This window comes from Ruegeria haliotis (assembly GCF_013377785.1).
Taxonomy (GTDB): Bacteria; Pseudomonadota; Alphaproteobacteria; order Rhodobacterales; family Rhodobacteraceae; genus Ruegeria; species Ruegeria haliotis.
Genome location: NZ_JABXWT010000001.1, coordinates 635,005 through 652,670, shown reverse-complemented (window position 1 = coordinate 652,670; position 17,666 = coordinate 635,005). Strand labels below are relative to the sequence as shown.

Annotated in this window: 23 protein-coding genes and 1 tRNA gene; 15 read left to right on the top strand and 9 right to left on the bottom strand. The window is 56.3% G+C overall.

The features are described 5' to 3' along the window. Positions 1 to 85 precede the first annotated feature (85 nt). From HW561_RS03290 to HW561_RS03250, 9 genes are all read left to right on the top strand, one after another. On the top strand, positions 86 to 862 hold the full coding sequence (locus HW561_RS03290) for an isocitrate lyase/PEP mutase family protein (protein ID WP_176861776.1): 777 nt from the start codon (positions 86 to 88) through the stop codon (positions 860 to 862). A gap of 75 nt (positions 863 to 937) precedes the next feature. After that, complete coding sequence (locus HW561_RS03285; protein ID WP_176861775.1) at positions 938 to 1,231, top strand: DUF1330 domain-containing protein; 294 nt, start codon at positions 938 to 940, stop codon at positions 1,229 to 1,231. 42 nt (positions 1,232 to 1,273) lie between these two features. After that, on the top strand, positions 1,274 to 1,723 hold the full coding sequence (locus tag HW561_RS03280) for a tellurite resistance TerB family protein (protein ID WP_176862282.1): 450 nt from the start codon (positions 1,274 to 1,276) through the stop codon (positions 1,721 to 1,723). Between the two features lie 20 nt (positions 1,724 to 1,743). Then, positions 1,744 to 2,181 carry a tellurite resistance TerB family protein gene (locus HW561_RS03275; RefSeq protein ID WP_176861774.1) on the top strand — a complete coding sequence of 146 codons (438 nt, stop codon included), beginning with the start codon at positions 1,744 to 1,746 and terminating at the stop codon, positions 2,179 to 2,181. 5 nt (positions 2,182 to 2,186) lie between these two features. Beyond that, positions 2,187 to 2,930 carry a phosphate/phosphite/phosphonate ABC transporter substrate-binding protein gene (locus HW561_RS03270; RefSeq protein WP_176862280.1) on the top strand — a complete coding sequence of 248 codons (744 nt, stop codon included), beginning with the start codon at positions 2,187 to 2,189 and terminating at the stop codon, positions 2,928 to 2,930. A gap of 125 nt (positions 2,931 to 3,055) precedes the next feature. Beyond that, a complete protein-coding gene (locus tag HW561_RS03265) occupies positions 3,056 to 3,832 on the top strand; it encodes an ABC transporter ATP-binding protein (RefSeq protein WP_176861773.1) in 777 nt (258 codons plus the stop codon). 31 nt (positions 3,833 to 3,863) lie between these two features. Then, positions 3,864 to 4,613: a transporter substrate-binding domain-containing protein gene (locus tag HW561_RS03260; protein ID WP_176861772.1), complete on the top strand. Its 750-nt coding sequence runs from the start codon at positions 3,864 to 3,866 to the stop codon at positions 4,611 to 4,613. Between the two features lie 82 nt (positions 4,614 to 4,695). After that, positions 4,696 to 5,583: an ABC transporter permease gene (locus HW561_RS03255; protein WP_176861771.1), complete on the top strand. Its 888-nt coding sequence runs from the start codon at positions 4,696 to 4,698 to the stop codon at positions 5,581 to 5,583. Then, positions 5,580 to 6,386: an ABC transporter permease gene (locus tag HW561_RS03250; protein WP_176861770.1), complete on the top strand. Its 807-nt coding sequence runs from the start codon at positions 5,580 to 5,582 to the stop codon at positions 6,384 to 6,386. Before HW561_RS03255 ends, HW561_RS03250 begins: the two co-directional genes overlap by 4 nt. A gap of 116 nt (positions 6,387 to 6,502) precedes the next feature. Here the strand turns inward: HW561_RS03250 and HW561_RS03245 are convergent. Next, a tRNA-His gene (locus tag HW561_RS03245) sits at positions 6,503 to 6,579 on the bottom strand. 47 nt (positions 6,580 to 6,626) lie between these two features. Next, entirely contained in the window at positions 6,627 to 7,109 is a 483-nt protein-coding gene (locus HW561_RS03240; protein WP_176861769.1) for a GNAT family N-acetyltransferase, read from the bottom strand. 77 nt (positions 7,110 to 7,186) lie between these two features. Between HW561_RS03240 and HW561_RS03235 the strand changes: the two genes are divergently transcribed. After that, positions 7,187 to 7,375 (top strand): DUF6324 family protein, encoded by a 189-nt coding sequence (locus HW561_RS03235; protein ID WP_176861768.1) that lies wholly within the window; start codon positions 7,187 to 7,189, stop codon positions 7,373 to 7,375. 4 nt (positions 7,376 to 7,379) lie between these two features. Here the strand turns inward: HW561_RS03235 and HW561_RS03230 are convergent, their stop codons facing one another. Continuing rightward, the gene (locus tag HW561_RS03230; RefSeq protein ID WP_176861767.1) at positions 7,380 to 7,811 is read right to left on the bottom strand and encodes an MmcB family DNA repair protein; all 432 of its coding nucleotides are present in this window, start codon (positions 7,809 to 7,811) and stop codon (positions 7,380 to 7,382) included. 114 nt (positions 7,812 to 7,925) lie between these two features. On the opposite strand from HW561_RS03230, the gene HW561_RS03225 reads away from it, so the two are divergent. After that, the gene (locus HW561_RS03225) at positions 7,926 to 8,246 is read left to right on the top strand and encodes an ArsR/SmtB family transcription factor (protein WP_176861766.1); all 321 of its coding nucleotides are present in this window, start codon (positions 7,926 to 7,928) and stop codon (positions 8,244 to 8,246) included. After that, complete coding sequence (locus HW561_RS03220; RefSeq protein WP_176861765.1) at positions 8,243 to 8,668, top strand: SRPBCC family protein; 426 nt, start codon at positions 8,243 to 8,245, stop codon at positions 8,666 to 8,668. Before HW561_RS03225 ends, HW561_RS03220 begins: the two co-directional genes overlap by 4 nt. Positions 8,669 to 8,876: 208 nt before the next feature. On the opposite strand, the gene HW561_RS24180 is transcribed toward HW561_RS03220, so the two are convergent. The 5 genes from HW561_RS24180 to ribB all read right to left on the bottom strand — a co-directional run bounded on the left by HW561_RS24180 (position 8,877) and on the right by ribB (position 12,920). Continuing rightward, positions 8,877 to 10,262, bottom strand: coding sequence for a PIG-L deacetylase family protein (locus HW561_RS24180; protein ID WP_176861764.1), 1,386 nt, complete (start codon positions 10,260 to 10,262; stop codon positions 8,877 to 8,879). A gap of 147 nt (positions 10,263 to 10,409) precedes the next feature. After that, positions 10,410 to 10,706: a hypothetical protein gene (locus HW561_RS03210; RefSeq protein WP_176861763.1), complete on the bottom strand. Its 297-nt coding sequence runs from the start codon at positions 10,704 to 10,706 to the stop codon at positions 10,410 to 10,412. Between the two features lie 59 nt (positions 10,707 to 10,765). Beyond that, complete coding sequence (gene nusB, locus HW561_RS03205) at positions 10,766 to 11,248, bottom strand: transcription antitermination factor NusB (RefSeq protein ID WP_176861762.1); 483 nt, start codon at positions 11,246 to 11,248, stop codon at positions 10,766 to 10,768. Then, a complete protein-coding gene (locus HW561_RS03200; protein WP_176861761.1) occupies positions 11,245 to 11,796 on the bottom strand; it encodes a 6,7-dimethyl-8-ribityllumazine synthase in 552 nt (183 codons plus the stop codon). The genes nusB and HW561_RS03200 overlap by 4 nt, the downstream gene beginning before the upstream one ends. A gap of 2 nt (positions 11,797 to 11,798) precedes the next feature. Then, positions 11,799 to 12,920 (bottom strand): 3,4-dihydroxy-2-butanone-4-phosphate synthase, encoded by a 1,122-nt coding sequence (gene ribB / locus HW561_RS03195; protein ID WP_176861760.1) that lies wholly within the window; start codon positions 12,918 to 12,920, stop codon positions 11,799 to 11,801. Positions 12,921 to 13,355: 435 nt separating this feature from the next. Here ribB and HW561_RS03190 point away from each other — a divergent pair, with 435 nt between their 5' ends. Beyond that, a complete protein-coding gene (locus HW561_RS03190) occupies positions 13,356 to 14,456 on the top strand; it encodes a phosphatase PAP2 family protein (RefSeq protein WP_328803239.1) in 1,101 nt (366 codons plus the stop codon). On the opposite strand, the gene HW561_RS03185 is transcribed toward HW561_RS03190, so the two are convergent. After that, positions 14,411 to 15,013, bottom strand: a complete 603-nt coding sequence (locus HW561_RS03185; RefSeq protein WP_176861759.1) for a riboflavin synthase — start codon at positions 15,011 to 15,013, stop codon at positions 14,411 to 14,413. The genes HW561_RS03190 and HW561_RS03185 overlap by 46 nt on opposite strands. A 141-nt stretch (positions 15,014 to 15,154) precedes the next feature. Between HW561_RS03185 and HW561_RS03180 the strand changes: the two genes are divergently transcribed. Continuing rightward, positions 15,155 to 16,453, top strand: coding sequence for a capsule biosynthesis protein (locus tag HW561_RS03180; RefSeq protein WP_176861758.1), 1,299 nt, complete (start codon positions 15,155 to 15,157; stop codon positions 16,451 to 16,453). 79 nt (positions 16,454 to 16,532) lie between these two features. After that, on the top strand, positions 16,533 to 17,666 hold the full coding sequence (locus HW561_RS03175; protein WP_176861757.1) for a polysaccharide biosynthesis/export family protein: 1,134 nt from the start codon (positions 16,533 to 16,535) through the stop codon (positions 17,664 to 17,666).

The following is a 17,666-nucleotide window of genomic DNA, read 5'->3' as shown; positions in this document are numbered from 1 at the left end:
AAAGTGACAGACAGGCGCAAAAAAACCATTCCGTGCGTACCGGCATGGGGTTAACTGTTGCACGAGCTTTGACAGGAGAAACCCCATGACCGACCAAGCCCGACGCGCAGAATCTTTTGCCGACCTTCACAAAAAGGGCGACCCAGTCATCCTGTTCAACATCTGGGACGCTGGAAGTGCGGCCGCTGTGCGCGACGCTGGTGCTCAGGCGATCGCCACCGGCAGCGCGCCAGTAGCTATGGCGCAAGGGTTTGCCGATGGGCAGAAGATCCCGCTTGAAGTTGCCTTGGATAACGCGAAGCGGATCGTCAACGCCGTTGATCTGCCAGTTTCTCTGGATTTTGAAGGGGCCTATGCCCAAGACCCGGCAGGTATCGCTGAAAACGTATCGCGCGCGCTGGATTGCGGCGTTGTGGGGTTCAATTTCGAGGATCAGATCATCGGCGGCGAGGGGCTGTACCCTGTCGTGGAACAGGCGACGCGAATCGAAGCCATGCGCCGGGCGTGCGAAGCGGCCAGCGTGCCGGTTTTTATCAATGCGCGAACCGATATCTTCCTCAAGGCCCCGGCCGATACTCATGACGATGCCATGCTGGACGAGGCCATCGCCCGGGCCGCAGCTTTTGAAGCTGCCGGTGCCAGTGGGTTCTTCGCTCCGGGGCTAAAGGATGAGGCATTGATCGAACGTTTGTGCGCGGCGACGGCCTTGCCGGTCAATATCATCGCTCTGCCTGGCACACCGGAAACACCGCGTTTGGCGGCCTTGGGCGTTGCGCGTGTTAGCTATGGTCCGGTGCCCTATCGCCGTATGATCGCATGGTTGACCGAACAGGCGCAGGACGTCATGAAATCCGCAGACTGACTGTCTGAAACGGACAGGATTGCAATTCCGCAAAATTCTCATCACCCTGCCTGCAAATCAGAGCAGGAGGGGCACGTGACCAAAGGCTATTGGGTTGCTCATGTCGACGTGGACGACATGGAGACATACAAGACCTACATCGCCGCCAATGCCGAACCGTTCGCCACTTATGGCGCGCGGTTTCTGGTGCGTGGCGGGGACCGTACTGTCAAGGAGGGCGCATCCCGGTCCCGAACTGTCGTGATCGAGTTTCCCAGCTACGAAGATGCACTGGCCTGCTATGAAAGCGAAGACTATCAAAAGGCCAAGGCACTGCGTGATCCGGTCTCGATAGGCGATCTTGTGATCATTCGGGGCTATGACGGGTAGTCCATGCTTGGCGGGCCACAAAATATGGAATAACTTATGCCCATGTTGAAAAAACTCTTTCAGGCGTTTCGCCCGCCGCAGCATGATCATCTACCCGACCCCGATGCCGAACTGGCCTTGGGAGCCCTGATGGTGCGCGTGGCGCAAGCGGATCGGGACTACAAGCTGGAAGAGATCAGTCTGATAGACCGCATTCTGGCGCGATTGTACCAGCATAACGCCATTGAGGCCGCAAAAGTCCGCGCCACCTGCGAAAAACTACACGCCGCCGCCCCCGAAACCGATACATTCGGCAAGCTGATCCGCGAAACAACCGATTTGGCGGAACGCCTGGCCGCGTTGGAAGCCCTGTGGGAGGTCGTGCTGGCCGATGGAAATTCGGACGAAGGCGAAATGAAAATCGTCGAAGAAGCCCGGATCGCGATGGGGTTGAGCTATAACGACAGCAAAGCCGCCCGCGAACGCGTGCAATCGCACTTGGATGTGGGCTGAGCCGAGTCTATATCTACCTCATGTTTAGTGATTTTCTGTCCCGGCTCACACAGCCTCAGCCCGATCCGCTTGCCGATGACGATGCCCGCCTGGCCCTGACGGCCCTGCTGGTGCGCATCGCCCGGTCCGACAACGACTATGCCGATTCTGAAATGGCCAGAATCGACCGGATCTCAATTGAACGCTATGGCCTGTCGCCTTTTGAGGCCGCCGGGTTGCGGGCCAGCGCCGAAGATCTTGAAGCCGAGGCCCCGGATACCGTCCGCTTCACCCGCGCCATTAAAGAGGCTGTCGCCTACGAAGACCGGCTGGCCGTGGTTCAGGCCTTGTGGTCGGTGGCATTGGCTGACGGACATCGCACAGGCGAAGAAGATTCTCTGTTGCGGTTGGTGGTCAGCCTGTTGGGTGTGAGCGACGTGGACTCTGCCCTGGCGCGGCAAAAGGCTGCAAAATCGTGACTGCAATGCTGGGCATGTATGACATGCCCACGCTGCAGCCTGCCAATGATCGGTTCTGGGGTCTGATTCGCACTCAACTTGGCGGTGGTCCTTCCCGTCTGACCCGCGACCGTGACGTTTGGGACGTCTGGCTGGACCCGGATCTGGTCTTCGCCCAAACTTGCGGTATGCCTTACAGAACCCGGTTGCATGGTAAGGTGCAACTGGTCGGCACGCCCAACTATGGCCTGCCCGGATGCGCACCCGGATACTATTGCTCGGTGATCGTGGCCCGCGAAGGGGATGAGCGTGATCTGACAGCCCTCACACAAGGGATATTCGCTTATAACGAAGCCCTGTCCCAATCTGGCTGGGCTGCGCCGATTACTCATTTGTCCGGAATGAACCTGACACCTACTGCGGTTTTGGAAACTGGCGGGCATGCCTTATCCGCGCAGGCTGTTGCAGACAGGCGCGCTGATTTTGCGTCACTGGACGCTTTGACTTGGGCATTGCTGAAAGAACACACCAATTTGGGCGATAGTTTACGCGAAATCGCCTCGACAACGCCGACCCCTGCACTGCCCTATATTACCTCAAACGGGCAAGACGCAGACCATGTTGCGGATGCGGTTCAGGCCGCAATTGCCAATCTGTCTACAGAAGACAAACAAGTATTGCACATCCAAGGGTTGTTGGGGATTCCGGCCGATCGCTATTTAACGGTCCCAACTCCGCCCACTCCGCAGGCGTTGCAGCCCGATAGCTGACCGTTTTGACGAATACGTCTGGTCAATTTGGCTGTTTCAGGGCTTGATTCTGTGATTTGCGCATTGCATTGCTCTGATTTTTCAGCCCTAGTACCGCACCAACACCACCAACACTTGGACTGCCCGTGACAGACACCGCTCCCGTCATCGAGATAACAAACCTCCACAAAAGCTTCGGCAATCTCGAGGTATTGAAGGGGGTAGACATAACAGCCCATCGCGGAGACGTAGTTTCGCTGATCGGCTCGTCCGGTTCTGGGAAATCCACATTATTGCGGTGCTGCAACCTTCTGGAAGACAGTCAGCAAGGCGAGATCCTGTTCAAAGGCGAACCGGTGCACTGGACGGGCAAGGGTCATGGGCGACGGCCGGCAGACGCCAAGCAGGTGCTGCGTATCCGCACCAATCTGTCGATGGTGTTTCAACAGTTCAATCTGTGGGCGCATATGACCATCCTTCAAAACGTGATGGAGGCGCCTGTGACCGTTCTGGGGCGTGACAGGGCCGAGGTCGAGGACAGCGCGCGCAAGTATCTCGACAAGGTTGGTATCGGCGACAAGTGCGACGTCTATCCGGCGCAGCTGTCAGGTGGTCAACAACAACGGGCCGCCATTGCCCGCGGCCTGTGCATGGAGCCTCAGGCGCTGTTGTTCGACGAACCAACCTCGGCGCTGGATCCGGAACTGGAACAGGAAGTCATCCGGGTGATCAAGGATCTGGCCGCCGAAGGTCGCACCATGATCATCGTGACCCACGACATGAAAATGGCAGCCGACATCTCGAGCCATGTCGTATTCCTGCATCAGGGATTGATCGAGGAAGAGGGCACGCCCGAGGATATCTTTACGTCCCCCGAATCCGAACGGCTTCGGGGCTTTCTATCCGCCACCAAGGCGGCATAATTTCAGGAAGAAACAAACTGGGGAGAAACCAATGAAAAACCTGATCCTGACCACCGCAGCACTGGCACTGACTGCTGGAATCGCCATGGCGGACACCGTCCGCATGGGCACCGAGGGCGCCTACCCTCCGTATAACTTCATCAATGACGCAGGCGAGATCGACGGGTTCGAGCGTGAGTTGGGCGATGAGCTGTGCAAACGCGCCGAGCTGGACTGTGAGTGGGTTAAAAACGACTGGGATTCTATTATCCCGAACCTGGTCTCGGGCAACTACGACACCATCGCGGCGGGTATGTCGATCACCGACGAGCGCGACGAGGTCATCGACTTCACTCAGGACTATTTTCCGCCCACCGCATCGGCCTATGTCGCAACGTCTGACGCGGCTGATGTAGCTGCCGGTGTTGTTGCGGCCCAAACCGCGACAATTCAGGCGGGCCATGTGGCAGAATCCGGCGCAACTCTGGTCGAATTCGCAACTCCGGAAGAAACCATCGCAGCCGTACGTAACGGCGAAGCGGATGCCGTTCTGGCCGACCGTGACTATCTGGTTCCGTTGGTCGAGGAATCGGGTGGCGAGTTGGTCTTTATCGGCGATCCAGTTCCACTGGGCGGTGGTATCGGCATGGGCCTGCGTGAAAGCGACGGCGAGCTGCGCGGCAAGTTTGATGCAGCCATCACCTCGATGAAGGCAGATGGTACGTTGAACGAGATGCTCAAAAAGTGGTTTGGCGAAGAAACCGCCACCTACGGCACAGACGGCGCAGTTGTAACCAACTAAGCCCTATGTCTCACGGTTCGGCGCGCCGTAGCGCCGAACCGACCCCGACCGCGAGTCGGGCGCGACGTTCGAAAGACGCCATATGTTCTCCTACTGCGCTGATCCCGATACGCTGGGCACATTCCGTTGGTTCACGTGCTACCTGACCAACGGCGTGCATTGGTCGTTCTATCTGTCGTTCATCAAGGTTCTGGCCCTGCTGGCCGTCACTGCCCCCGTTGCGCTCGGCTTTGGGTTCGCTGGCGCTATGGCCGCCCGGTCGCACGTCCCACCGCTGAGCTGGCTTGGCAAGGCCTATATCGCCATCGTGCGCGGCGTACCGGACATAGCATTTTTCCTGTTCTTCGTAATTGCTCTGGATCAGGGGTTCGAATGGATCCGTCACAAGGTCCTGTGCCCCGAGTGGACCGACCCAATCCGCCAGGGTAACGACTTCCTCGTCTGTCAGGCCGCCAAGCTGCCCTTGGGGTCGTCACCGGAATGGATGCATGAAACCTATGGTTTTTTCCTTGCGGTCATCACCTTCTCTATCGTTTTCGGAGCCTTTGCCGCCAACGTCCTGTTCGGCGGCATGCGCGCTGTCCCGCACGCGCAACTGGAAACCGCCGAGGCTTATGGCATGAGCCGCCGCCAGATCTTTTGGCGCGTCCTCGTGCCGCAAATGTGGGTCTACGCCCTGCCCGGCCTGTCAAATCTGTGGATGGTGCTGATCAAGGCCACACCGCTTTTGTTCCTGCTGGGGATCGAGGATATTGTCTATTGGGCCCGCGAGCTGGGCGGCACCAAGACATCGAAATTTACCCAGTACCCCCATGGTGACTGGCGCATGTGGTATTTCCTGTTCCTACTGATCTTTTATCTTGGCATGACTCGCGTTTCCGAGATCGGGCTTGAAAAGCTGATGCGCCGCCTGTCCCACGGTCAGGCCACATCCGGTGGTGAGCTGCTGCGCAAGGAGACGACGGCATGAGCTGCTTGCAAACCATTCAGGATTACGGCCTGCGCTCTGTTGGCTTGGGCGAACGTCTGTTGCCCAAGAGTGACTTTACCCTGTGCGAACAGTTTACCCTGATCGGCTCTGGCATGATCTGGAACGTCTATTTTGGAATCATGGCGCTGGCGACAGGCTTTTTCCTGGCAACCGCACTGGCCCTTGGTAAAGCGTCCCCCAACAAGTGGCTGCGCAAACCGTCCGAGTGGTTCATCTTCCTGTTCCGCGGCTCGCCCCTCTTCATCCAGTTCTTCTTTGCCTATTTCTTCTTCCTGTCGTTGAAGAAATCCTATCCGATGTTCGACGCATTCACCTCGGCCTGGCTGGGGGCCCTGATCGTCTTGTTCCTGAACACGGCGGCCTATACGGGCGAGATCTTCTATGGCGCCCTGCGATCCATCCCGAAGGGCGATATCGAGGCGGCAGACGCCTATGGCATGTCCGGCTGGTCCCGGTTCCGCCGGGTCATCTGGCCCACCATGCTGCGTCTGGCCTGGCCCGCGTACACCAACGAGGCAATTTTTCTGTTCCACGCCACCACATTGGTTTTCTTTTCGGCCTTCCCGGCCTGGCAACAACGGGGCGATGCGCTGTACTACGCCAGCTATTTCGCGGACAAGACGTTCAACCCATTCGTGCCCTACCCAATCCTGGCCTTTTATTTCATCCTGTTGACGTTGGTAATCGTTTGGGGGTTTGGCCAGTTCAACAAACGATTGAACAAGCATTTGCCAGCCACAAAACAGATAAAGATGAAATTTCGTCTCAACCTGGCGCGTTGAACATTCGCGCGCCAGCTATCGGTTCAAGCGGCGCGCTAAACTGATCACAAAAGAGCCAGACCAGCGCACCATCGCGCCCAGTAAAACTGATCTTTGTTCATATCGCTTAGGAGAAATGGTACCGCCTGCTGGATTCGAACCGGCGACCTCTGGATCCACAATCCAGCGCTCTAACCAACTGAGCTAAGGCGGCACTCGTGAGGGGCGATTTACCGAACGCGCCCGGGGAATGCAAGAGAATTAAAGCTGAATTTCCCAGCTTTGTTCGATAAGATCGACCCCAAAAGAATGCACCGGTTTGCTGTCCGTCAGCTGCCAACCGTTTGCCCTATAAAGCGCGCAGGCCGCCTTGTGACTTTCATGTGTCCACAAAGCCATTTCCCGGTATCCGGCGGCGCGTGCAAAGCCAGTGCACGTCGATAACAAACGCTTCCCCAGACCTAACCCCCGCGCCTGTGGCATCAGCAAAAACAGCCGCAGCTTGGCCGTGTTGCGATCCAGTGAGACGCAAAAGATGCTGCCCAGCCTTTTGCCAGCCTGCTCGGCTATCCAACCCTGTTCCCGCGTCAGGTCATGGTCAGCAATGAAATCGTCCAGAATCTGCGCCACAAGCGGCGCGAAACTACTGTCAAACCCTTCGTCCCGCGCATATAGCGTGCCGTGCTGCTCAACCAGCCAAGGGGCGTCATCTGGTCGAAACGGTCTGAGAACAACATCTTCCATACCCTATCTGACAGCAAACGCGGCTTGATTCTCAACCCCGCGCGCGCTAGCACGAATGCTCAGTCCCGGAGGCACATATGGGCATTAACAGCGAACGCGACATTCAGGCGAACCTGCAAATCGGGCCGACCGATCACGGCATGGTTCGGTTGTTCATCGAGGCGGATGGCATTGAAGTTCCGATGGACTTCGAGCCCGAAGAAGCCGAGGAGATCGCCGACGAACTCCGCGCGGCAGCGCAAGCCGCCCGCTTGGTGCAGGACTGATCCCTTAAATCCGTGGATCACGCAGTGCCTGAAGTCTGCGCGCTGCGTCCATGGCGAATTTCTGTATCGTCTTCTTACGTCGTGCCGGGGCGACCTTGTCCTCCGGCGCCATCCGGATGATTTCCGCGTCATAGGCGTCGGCGATAATCAGACCTGTTTCATCTGGCAACAGATCAGTCGGGAACTCTGTATCCACGGCCCAAAAGAACCGATCACACCATTCCAAATACCCCTGCCATTTGGAATCTGACTGGTAATCAGCGCGACTGGATTTACACTCGATCACCCAGAGCTCACCCTTGGGGCCCAGTCCCATGACGTCCACCCGCAGCCCCCGTGCGGGTACGAATTCTTCAACAGATACAAATCCATGCGCACTTAAGTGACGCGATACACCGCGTGCCAGCCTCTGTCCGGGTTGCATATCCAATGTCATGCAGGAAATGTGAACAATTAGGGAACAAAAGTAAAGTGTCTCTACATGCTTGACATGATACCTTTCAGTACTGCATTAATGTGAAACCAAATGGTATCCAAACAGAGGTCACGGATGCATACTCAAACCCAAAACGCATTTCGCGCACTTGCCGATCCGACCCGCAGGGACATCGTGCAAATGCTCGCGTCCCAGGACATGACAATCGGGCAACTCACCGATCGGTTCGACATGACCCGCGCCGCTGTCAAAAAGCATCTGACTGTATTGTCGGATGGTGGCCTGATCACGGTAGAAGCTCGCGGAAGGGAGCGTGTAAATCGCATCGATCCACAGGGAATGGCCCCCGTGCTCGATTGGCTCCGCTATTTCAACCAGTTCTGGGATGATCGCCTCAACTCTCTCAAAGAAGCTATTGAAAGGAAAGATAAATGACCAATTCCGTTCTGCAAAAGACAATCTTTCTACGGGCCGAGCCGGAAGCTGTCTGGGCATATTTGACCGATCCAGACAGGCTGGCGGAGTGGTTCCATAAACCCGAACGCCCATTGGCCCAGGGTCAAAAGCTAGAAATGTTTGGAACAACCAGCGGTGACTTGCTGATTTGGGGTGAAGTGCGCGAGGCGCGACCGCCGGAATATCTGGAGTACACATTCACCGTTAAGCCGATGGGTGATGCCGTCAGTGTTGTCAAATGGACGCTGGATCCGGTCGCAGGGGGCACACGCCTTGGCCTGATACACGAAGGCCTGCCACAAAGCGCAGAAGCCTTTGGCCTGATCCTGGCATTGGACAATGGCTGGGATGAGCACCTTGGTAAGATGCGGAGCGCTCTACACGAAACAGTTGACGCCTGACCCCTTGTGCAAACCCGCCTCAAGCCCTACTTAAGCGCGTGGCGGGTTCTGCCCTTCTTGTGACCGGTAGCATTCTGGTGGCCTTAAGCAATTCCGAGGGGGCTGGCTCTGTTCAGGTCCTGGCCTGATTACCTGGCGCCCACCTGTACATACAGGTCCTCGGGAATCAAACCGCACGGTTGACTGGTGGTCCCGCCACATTGCCACCTCAGTCTTCGACGACCGAAGTATCCAATTTTACGAAAGTTTCGTCCGCAAGGGCAAAATCGTATCTTTGCCGACCGTTCCACTGCGGCATGTATTCATCAAAAAGCCGGTTCTTTTGTTCGGGCCAGGACGGCACGACAAGATCTGCATTTGCAAGCCCTTCCCCAAAACTCAGAAGCCGCCCGCCCTGATATCTTTGGGCCGCTTGCAGGACCGCGTGGTGCAGCAGGACGTGCTCGATATGGCCATACTCTCCCACATGGTTGTGTGTGATGATTGTCGAAGGCTTGAGCTGCTCCATCAATGCAAAGGCGGACCCGCTCAGCAGATTGAACAAAGGATGACGGTGCAACGGCCGCAGCACTTCGGGATGGCCTTGCGACGAATCCGGCGGCATTTGGATGAAACGCCTCAACATGCGATGATCGCGTTCCTGTGCAAAAGGAAACTGTATCCGCCGGGCGCCAACACGATCGCAAACCCGCTGCATTGCAGCCTCACGCGTGTCGGTATCACGGCGATTTGGCGCGGGTCGGAAGAAACTGACTATGGTCACATCCGCCCGGTCTTTCAGGCGGGACAGAGTTGAGCCGCAGAACAGGGTCTCGTCATCCTGATGGCATACACATAGCAGGATTCGGTCATCTTTCAGGCTGTCCAAGCTGACTTTGCCGGCGGCAACGTCCGGTCCGATCTCCAGCAACTCGTAATTGGTGCTGTGAATGTCCCGATATCTGGAAGAGGTGATTGCGCGGGCGCGCCCATCGGCGATCAACGTCTCTGAGCTGGCCTGAACGTGTCCGTTCTTGTTATCCCCTTGCAAAAGGTAGCATCGACCCGCCAGACCGGGCCATGCGGCCTCCAACTCGGCAATCCTGCTGTTTTTCATGGCATCGAGATGCAGCAAATCAATAGGGCCGAAAGGACGTTCGGCAGCAGCTTGTTGCAAACCATCGATGGCCTGCGACAGATACAGTTTGACACGTTCGGGAAACCGATCCTCCAGCCACTTGAATACTATGGGAACATAGACATCCACCGGCGGCCAAAATGGTTTCAACCTTTGCCCAAGGTCGATCCCGATGAACTTGAGGGACGGGTTGGAGTGCAGCGCCAGCAGGGCAGCATGTCCGCCAGCAACCCCGACCTCGACAAAACACGATGCGTCTTGTGACGCCTGATGCAGAGCGCGCCGTTTTGGCTCCATCACAGGTTCCATATCGCCCAGATGGAAATCCTGCTGCATGTGGCCGTAACACACGTTTCCATTGATAGCGATGGGTTCACCTGCCCGCCTGAGGCCATCCGCTATCGCATTGTTCAGTTGATCCAAATCCTCGCGAAAGGCCCGAGATGACACGACTTCTTCGTATGTAGGATTTTTCACGGGGGTTGCTCTTTCTGTGCCGACCAGCAGATTTGCCGGATATCAAAAGGCAATAGCCCGTGTTTTTCAAGTGGTCCATAGGCCCGAATTGAAGTTCAGGCCGCAAGTCACCAACAAACCTTGGTCAAGTCACCTCAGGCTGGCGTATCAAGCGTTGTCTGCTTTGACCACTGCAGGCTCGAATCTGGCAACAACAGGAGTTCCCCGGCGCGGGCCTTGCGGCTTTTCCGCCATACTCATGATGGCATAAGCGAATTGCACACCGGCAAAAACGATCCCATTCATGAACCAGATCATCCCCAGAGCAACCAAACCAATGTCAGAGCTTGTGATCAGGTGGCGCAGATTGGCGACGTTCAATGCCAGCAGCACCCCAACAAAGACCGCCGAGATAATGAACCCCCAAACGACCTGAGTAATATAAAGACGGATCAGTTTGGGCATGGTGGATCTCCTGACGCTATAACATTCAACTTAGCGCATACTTGATCCGTGTAAACGTGTCAGAACGCCTCGGGTTTGGCCTCGCGCGCCATGTGATCCAGAACGGCATTGACGAATTTGGGCTCTTTGCCCTCTGGGAAAAAGGCGCGCGTCACGTCCACGAATTCGGTGATCACGACTTTGGGTGGCGTATCGCCCTGGGTCAGTTCGGCCCCTGCTGCCCGGAAGACAGCCCGCAAGGTTGGATCAATCCGAGAGATCGGCCATTTCGCGACCAGCGCGCGGTCGGTCAGCTGATCGACGGGCGCCTGATAGTTCACAGCGTCGCCCACCAGCTTGCGGAAGACCGAGATATCTCCGTCCAGCATTTCTTCGCCTTCGTATACAGCGCCGAACCGATGATCCAGAAACTCGTTCACGACAGATTCAGTCGTCTGACCTGAATGTTCCATTTGAAACAGCGCCTGCACAGCATACAGCCGTGCGGCCGATTTCATCAGGCGTTTCCGGTTGGCCGGTTTCGGCGCGTCTTTCTGGGTCATGCTGTTGTGGATCCGTTGCTGTCGCCCGCCACAAGGATGGACTCGGACGGCGGCTTAAAGCCGACACCCTTTTTCGAAGCGCCCCACTTACGGCTGAGTGCGATCAGATGCAAGGCCGCAGCCGCAGCGCCGCCACCTTTATTCATCTTTTCGGGATTGGCGCGCACTTGGGCCTGATCATCGTTTTCGACCGTCAAGATACCGTTGCCGATGCACAGACCCTGCAACCCCATCAACTGAATGGCGCGGCTGGAGTCGTTGCAGACGGTTTCATAGTGCGTGGTCTCGCCTCGAATGACGCAGCCCAGTGCGACATAACCATCGAAATTGCACTGACGATCAGCCATTGCGATGGCGGTGGGGATTTCCAGCGCACCGGGTACTTCGACCACGTCGAAAGCTCCACCTGCCGCTTCAATCTCGGCCCTTGCACCCGCAACCAGATCGTCCGCGATGGCACGGTAAAATGGGGCTACAACAATCAGCAGCTTGACCGGTTTGTCAAAAGCAGGCGTCGGCAGAACGCCATGTTTGTCTTGTTCAGCCATGATCAGTCATCCTTGAGGATCGAGCGGGTGCCGACGATGGACAGGCCAAAAGCGTCGAGCCCCAGATATTTCGTTTCCGGCGTGTCGGTCAGCAACACCAGTTCCTGTATGCCCATCTTAGACAGTATCTGCGCGCCCAGGCCCGTTTGCTTGATCGTTCGCGGACCTTCTTCATCAGCCGCATACAGCGAATTGTGCGGCTGGCGGAACAGGCAGACTACACCGCGCCCTTCGGCGGCAATAATCTCCATCGCGCGCGGCAGTTCCTGCGGCGATTTCGGCCCCAGCCCCAGAATGTCGGGCGCTTCGTGCAAAGCGTGAGTCCGGGTCAGTACCGGCTCCGGCGTCGAGACGTCGCCTTTGACCATGACCACATGTTCGATGCCATGGGTCTGATCGGTGTAAATCCGCATCTCCCACTCACCGCCATATTCGGAATTCACCAGCTCGCGTGAGGTTTCGACCACCAGATTGTCATTACGCGAACGATAGGTGATCAGATCGCTGATCGTGCCAATCTTCATGTCATGCTCTTTGGCGAAAGCCACCAGATCGGGCAAACGCGCCATGGTGCCGTCGGGGTTCATGATCTCACAGATCACGCCCGAAGGGTTTAGCCCCGCCAGTCGCGAAATATCAACCGCCGCCTCGGTATGACCCGCCCGCACCAAAACTCCACCCCGCTTGGCGCGCAGAGGGAAAACATGCCCCGGCGTCGCAATCTGGGCCATCGTGTTCTGCTGATTGATTGCGGTGGCAACGGTCAGCGCGCGATCAGCCGCCGAGATGCCGGTCGACACCCCTTCGCGCGCCTCGATCGAGACGGTGAACGCTGTCTCGTGCCGAGACGAGTTGTTCACGGCCATCATCGGCAACGCCAGCGCGTCGATCCGTTCCGCCGTCATCGGCAAACAAATCAGGCCGCGCCCATGGGTGGCCATGAAGTTGATTGCATCGGCATCAGCAAATTCCGCAGGGATCACCAGATCGCCTTCGTTTTCGCGATCTTCGTGATCGACCAGAATATACATCCGGCCTTTTCGCGCCTCGTCGATGATCTCTTTGATCGGGCTGATCGCTTCGCGCAACTGGGCCTCGACCGGACCGGGGGTTTCAAAGCTCATGGGGCAGCCTTTCACAAGAGCATTTCTGCATGGCGGGATAGACCACCACGCGGCCAAAGACCAGAGCGCAACGAACACCGCAAACCGTTACGGGCCTAGCCGTACGCCGAATTGCCGTGTTTTTGGCAAGGGTCCAGCGACACTGGCACCACCTGTATTTGGCTGTGAAAGTCACATTTTACATTCTTGAGCTGCGCGCCTTTATTAGCTTGCACCTCTCGCCCGGTTGGGCAACCCTTACGAAACGCAGGGCAATCTATTGTATCAATATTAAAATTCAGATGTTACTGCGGATATCTTTTTCCAAATAAGAAACAGACAGTTTCACATTGCCATACAATCACCCTAATCCAGCCCTTGCTGAGCCTCAAAAATCCTGCATGAATTTAGAGCGCAAAAATAAGATAACTTAAGATAATTATACGGACCAATTGAATGAGTAGCACCGAAACATTCTGCGGGCAGAAGCCAGATAACTCTATCCTGTCCTCCCTTCGGCGCAATCGACTATTCCTGACAATTCTGTTTCTGCAAATGATCGTTGGAGCAGTTGTCAGTCACTATTTTGGCTTGAATTACTGGGGGAGGTTGGGCTCAACTCTTCTGCATATTGTCATCAGAATGGTGAAGTACTCTTTCATCTTCGCAACCTTGTTTATCGTGTGCAGATTCATTTACGCCGCCATCCGGGTGCGGCCCGACAAACCGATTCAGTGGATTATTCAGGACACACGCAGCTATCTAAGGCGATACGTGAAGCTACTGGATGGCACGATTTGCTTTTTGTCAGTTGGATTTCTGTTCACGAATTTCTCGTGCCTCAAAAGTCTGATTTCAACATTTCAGCCATTTTCGTGGGACCCGTTTTTGACCCAACTCGACCGCACTGTGCACGGTGGGCATCATGCTTGGGAAATACTCTGGCCTCTTTTCGGCCACCCGCAAATCACTACCATCTTAAATACCGCCTACCATGCCTGGTTTGTCCTGATCTACGTCACCTTGTTCGTAGCTTGCTACGACAAACGAGACCCGAGACGCGGAATGGTTTACCTGGTTGCCTTTGCGTTGACCTTTATCATTGGCGGCAACGTGGTGGCCACGCTGCTCTCTTCCGTAGGGCCGGTCTACTACCAGCACTTTGGTTTCGGTGATACCTTCGTTGCGCAAATGCAAAGGCTCTCTGATCTGGATCAGATCAGCCCTGTCTGGGCGCTGGAGCTACAGGAAAGGCTGTTGATCGCGTTTCACGACGGGGAATACATTGCAGGTATCTCTGCCATGCCCAGCATGCACGTCGCATCCAGCGTGATCATGGCGCTCTTTGCTTTCACGTACTCCCGTTGGCTGGGATGGGCGTTCACCTTGTATGCCGTGATGATCCAGATCGGGTCTGTTCATCTGGCCTGGCACTATGCCATTGATGGCTACCTTGGCACTGCGGTCGCACTTTTTTGCTGGTGGTTCGCCAAAGTCCTGACCCGCAGATTTTACTCGGCCTCAAATGCCGCTGAATCGGCAAGCCGCGCCACGTAGCGGGCCAGTGTATCGATCTCAAGGTTAATGCGATCGCCCAACGCCACGTCGCCCCAGGTTGTAACCTCCTTGGTGTGCGGAATGAAATTGATGCCAAAGTCACAGCCATCCACATCATTCACTGTCAACGAGGTTCCATTCAGTGCAACCGAACCCTTCGGCGCGATAAACCGGGCCAAGTCTTTCGGCGCACGCAAAGTGACGCGGGTACTGTCGCCTTCATCTTCCAAGGCCACCACCTCGGCGACGCCATCCACATGACCTGAAACAATGTGACCGCCCAGTTCATCCCCGACTTTAAGCGCACGTTCCAGATTAACGCGTTTCCCCACCTGCCAACGGTCCAGGTTGGTTTTCGAGACGGTCTCGGCACTGATCTGCACGTCGTACCAGTCGTCGCCAAGCGCAATCACGGTCAGACATACGCCATCGCTGGCGATTGAGGCGCCGATATCGATGGATGCCGTTTCATATGCCGTCTTGATTCGTGCCCGCAGATCACCCTGCTGATCCAGCTCGGTGACTGTGCCCACGTCGGTGACGATCCCTGTAAACATTCCGTTAACCCTCAGTTCCTAATCTGCACCTGAATACCTAAGCGGAGGTAAGCCCAAGAGCCCGCCCCGGCAAGCCCCACCTTGCCGGGAATGACCCGAACGGGCATAGTTTTGACAATAAATACGAATAAAGCAGCACAGATGACCCAGGCGCTCTCAGGCAACAAAGACCGTGTATTCCTGTTTTTGCAGGGGCCGCATGGGCCGTTCTTCAGTGCGTTGGGCCGTATGTTGCGCGCCTCCGGAGCACAAATCTGGCGCGTGGGTTTCAATGCGGGCGATCAGGCGTTCTGGTTCGATCGGACCAGCTACATTCCCTATCGCGATACGCTTGACCTATGGCCAGACACCCTGATTGATTTGATCGTAGGCAAGGGTGTTACTGATATTGTGCTTTATGGGGACACCCGCCCGATCCATGCCCGAGCCGTTGAGATTGCCAGATCCCGGGGCGTGACGGTGCACGTGTTCGAAGAAGGATACTTGCGCCCTTGGTGGGTGACCTACGAACGGGGTGGATCAAACGGCAACTCTCGGTTGATGTCTCTGGACGTTGAGCAGATGCAGCAGGCGCTGGTTCAATCGGATACACAGACGCCTCCACCGCCGTCTCATTGGGGGGATATGCGACAACATATTTTCTACGGCGCGCTCTACCACTGGTTTGTCCTGTTCTCAAACGGTCGTTACCGCAATTTCAAACCACATCGAGAATTGTCGGTATCGCGAGAATTCAGATTGTATTTCAAGCGACTGGCCCTGATGCCGTTTCATCGCCTGCAACGCGGTTGGGCAACAGCCCGGGTCCGCTTCGGTGCATTCCCGTATCACCTCGTCCTGTTGCAGCTAGGCCATGACAGTTCGGTGCAATCGCATTCCGACTATGCATGCATGAGCGAATTTCTGGAACAGGTTATCGCGGGTTTCGCAAAAGGTGCTCCGACACATCATCGACTGGTTATCAAGGAACACCCGCTGGAAAACCATCGCGAGCCTCTGCGCCGCCGTGTCCGGGACATGTCACGGGATCATGGTATCGCAGACCGGGTGCATTATGTGCCCGGCGGCAAATTGGCGAAACTGCTGAACGATGCAAACTCGGCTGTGACGGTCAATTCGACAGCGGGTCAGCAAGTTCTGTGGCGCGGCATCCCGTTACGTATTTTTGGTCGGTCAGTTTATGACAAACCCGAATTCGTCTCTCAACAACCCATTGATGCGTTTTTCGCAAATCCAAACACTCCCAACAGGAACGCCTACCGCTGTTATCGCCGATTTCTTCTGGAAACCAGCCAAGTGCCTGGTGGGTTCTATTCCCGCCGAGGCCGGCGACAATTGCTGCGACGTGCCACAGACATGATTCTGAGGGCCAACGACCCCTATCAGGCTGTCCTGAAGGGCAACGAGGCACTGACGCCACAGTTGAAAATCGTTGAGTGACCCGGGCTATCCGGCGCTGGAAGTTGAGGTTTCAAACGGGTAGCCTTCCCAAAACAAAGACGATTGAGGATATTCGGCAGTGAAGTGCTTTCCAATCCGTTGGATACGGGGGGTTTCCCTTGTGGCCGCAATAGGCCTGCTGGCCGCGTGCCAACTCCCAAAATCCGGCCCGAACAAAACCGAAATTCTCTCTGGTTCGGTTGAAAACGGCGGTAATGCCTTTGTGGTCGAGGTCGATGACCGCGTGACCAAAGCGACCTCTGCCGTTCCACAATTCGGGTTTTCCTCTTCCTTTCGCAGCGCGCAGAACCTGACGGCAGATACTGTTCGCCCCGGTGATGTCCTCGGTCTGACGATCTGGGAAAACGTTGATGATGGCCTTCTGTCCGGTGAAACAGGGTTGGCGACCGCATTGAATGAAGTTCAGGTCGATAGTGAAGGGTTCATCTTTGTGCCTTACGCCGGTCGAATGCGGGCCGCAGGAAACACGCCGGAGCAATTGCGTGTGCTCATTACGAACAAGCTGCAGGACCAGACACCGGACCCTCAGGTTGAAGTGCGTCGGGTGGCAGGGGACGGATCGACTGTTTCACTGACCGGCACTGTTTTGACGCCCGGTGTGTATCCGATCGAACGACCCACCCGTTCGTTGCTGGGTATGCTTTCTCAGGCGGGTGGCGTTTCCGTTGCCTCGGATATCGCGCTGGTAACTCTGATCCGCGGCGACCAAAAAGGCACTGTTTGGTACGAGGATTTGTTCCGCAACCCCAAACTGGATGTGGCCCTGCGTGGCGGTGACCGCATTCTGGTGGAAGAAGACAGCCGGTCCTATATCGCGCTTGGCGCAACTGGCGGCCAATCACGTGTTGCCTTTGACAGTCAGGATCTGTCAGCGCTGGAAGCGCTGGCACAGGTTGGCGGCTTGCTGACTCTGTCCTCGGACCCTACCGGGATCTTTATCCTGCGCGAAGAACGACAGGACGTAGCCCGCAATGTCATGGGCCGAGCCGACTTGCAGGGAGAGCAGCGCATGATCTATCTGCTGAACCTGACCGCGCCCAACGGCCTGTTCATCGCGCGTGATTTTGTCATCCGCGACGATGACACGATCTACGTGACCGAAGCGCCCTATGCACAGTGGAGCAAATCGATCTCGCTTATCGCCGGTGGTTTGACCCCAATTGCTAACGTTGCCACCCTGACCGGTAACTGA

Coding starts and splice junctions, on each gene's coding strand:
- nusB (WP_176861762.1), bottom strand. CDS start 11,248: ATGACCCAGAAAGACGCGCCGAAACCGGCCAACCGGAAACGCCTGATG.
- HW561_RS03230 (WP_176861767.1), bottom strand. CDS start 7,811: ATGACATTGGATATGCAACCCGGACAGAGGCTGGCACGCGGTGTATCG.
- HW561_RS03250 (WP_176861770.1), top strand. CDS start 5,580: ATGAGCTGCTTGCAAACCATTCAGGATTACGGCCTGCGCTCTGTTGGC.
- HW561_RS03280 (WP_176862282.1), top strand. CDS start 1,274: ATGTTGAAAAAACTCTTTCAGGCGTTTCGCCCGCCGCAGCATGATCAT.
- HW561_RS03255 (WP_176861771.1), top strand. CDS start 4,696: ATGTTCTCCTACTGCGCTGATCCCGATACGCTGGGCACATTCCGTTGG.
- HW561_RS03235 (WP_176861768.1), top strand. CDS start 7,187: ATGGGCATTAACAGCGAACGCGACATTCAGGCGAACCTGCAAATCGGG.
- HW561_RS03240 (WP_176861769.1), bottom strand. CDS start 7,109: ATGGAAGATGTTGTTCTCAGACCGTTTCGACCAGATGACGCCCCTTGG.
- ribB (WP_176861760.1), bottom strand. CDS start 12,920: ATGAGCTTTGAAACCCCCGGTCCGGTCGAGGCCCAGTTGCGCGAAGCG.
- HW561_RS03260 (WP_176861772.1), top strand. CDS start 3,864: ATGAAAAACCTGATCCTGACCACCGCAGCACTGGCACTGACTGCTGGA.
- HW561_RS03190 (WP_328803239.1), top strand. CDS start 13,356: ATGAGTAGCACCGAAACATTCTGCGGGCAGAAGCCAGATAACTCTATC.
- HW561_RS03220 (WP_176861765.1), top strand. CDS start 8,243: ATGACCAATTCCGTTCTGCAAAAGACAATCTTTCTACGGGCCGAGCCG.
- HW561_RS03180 (WP_176861758.1), top strand. CDS start 15,155: ATGACCCAGGCGCTCTCAGGCAACAAAGACCGTGTATTCCTGTTTTTG.
- HW561_RS03200 (WP_176861761.1), bottom strand. CDS start 11,796: ATGGCTGAACAAGACAAACATGGCGTTCTGCCGACGCCTGCTTTTGAC.
- HW561_RS03270 (WP_176862280.1), top strand. CDS start 2,187: ATGCTGGGCATGTATGACATGCCCACGCTGCAGCCTGCCAATGATCGG.
- HW561_RS03290 (WP_176861776.1), top strand. CDS start 86: ATGACCGACCAAGCCCGACGCGCAGAATCTTTTGCCGACCTTCACAAA.
- HW561_RS03185 (WP_176861759.1), bottom strand. CDS start 15,013: ATGTTTACAGGGATCGTCACCGACGTGGGCACAGTCACCGAGCTGGAT.
- HW561_RS03210 (WP_176861763.1), bottom strand. CDS start 10,706: ATGCCCAAACTGATCCGTCTTTATATTACTCAGGTCGTTTGGGGGTTC.
- HW561_RS03275 (WP_176861774.1), top strand. CDS start 1,744: ATGTTTAGTGATTTTCTGTCCCGGCTCACACAGCCTCAGCCCGATCCG.
- HW561_RS03225 (WP_176861766.1), top strand. CDS start 7,926: ATGCATACTCAAACCCAAAACGCATTTCGCGCACTTGCCGATCCGACC.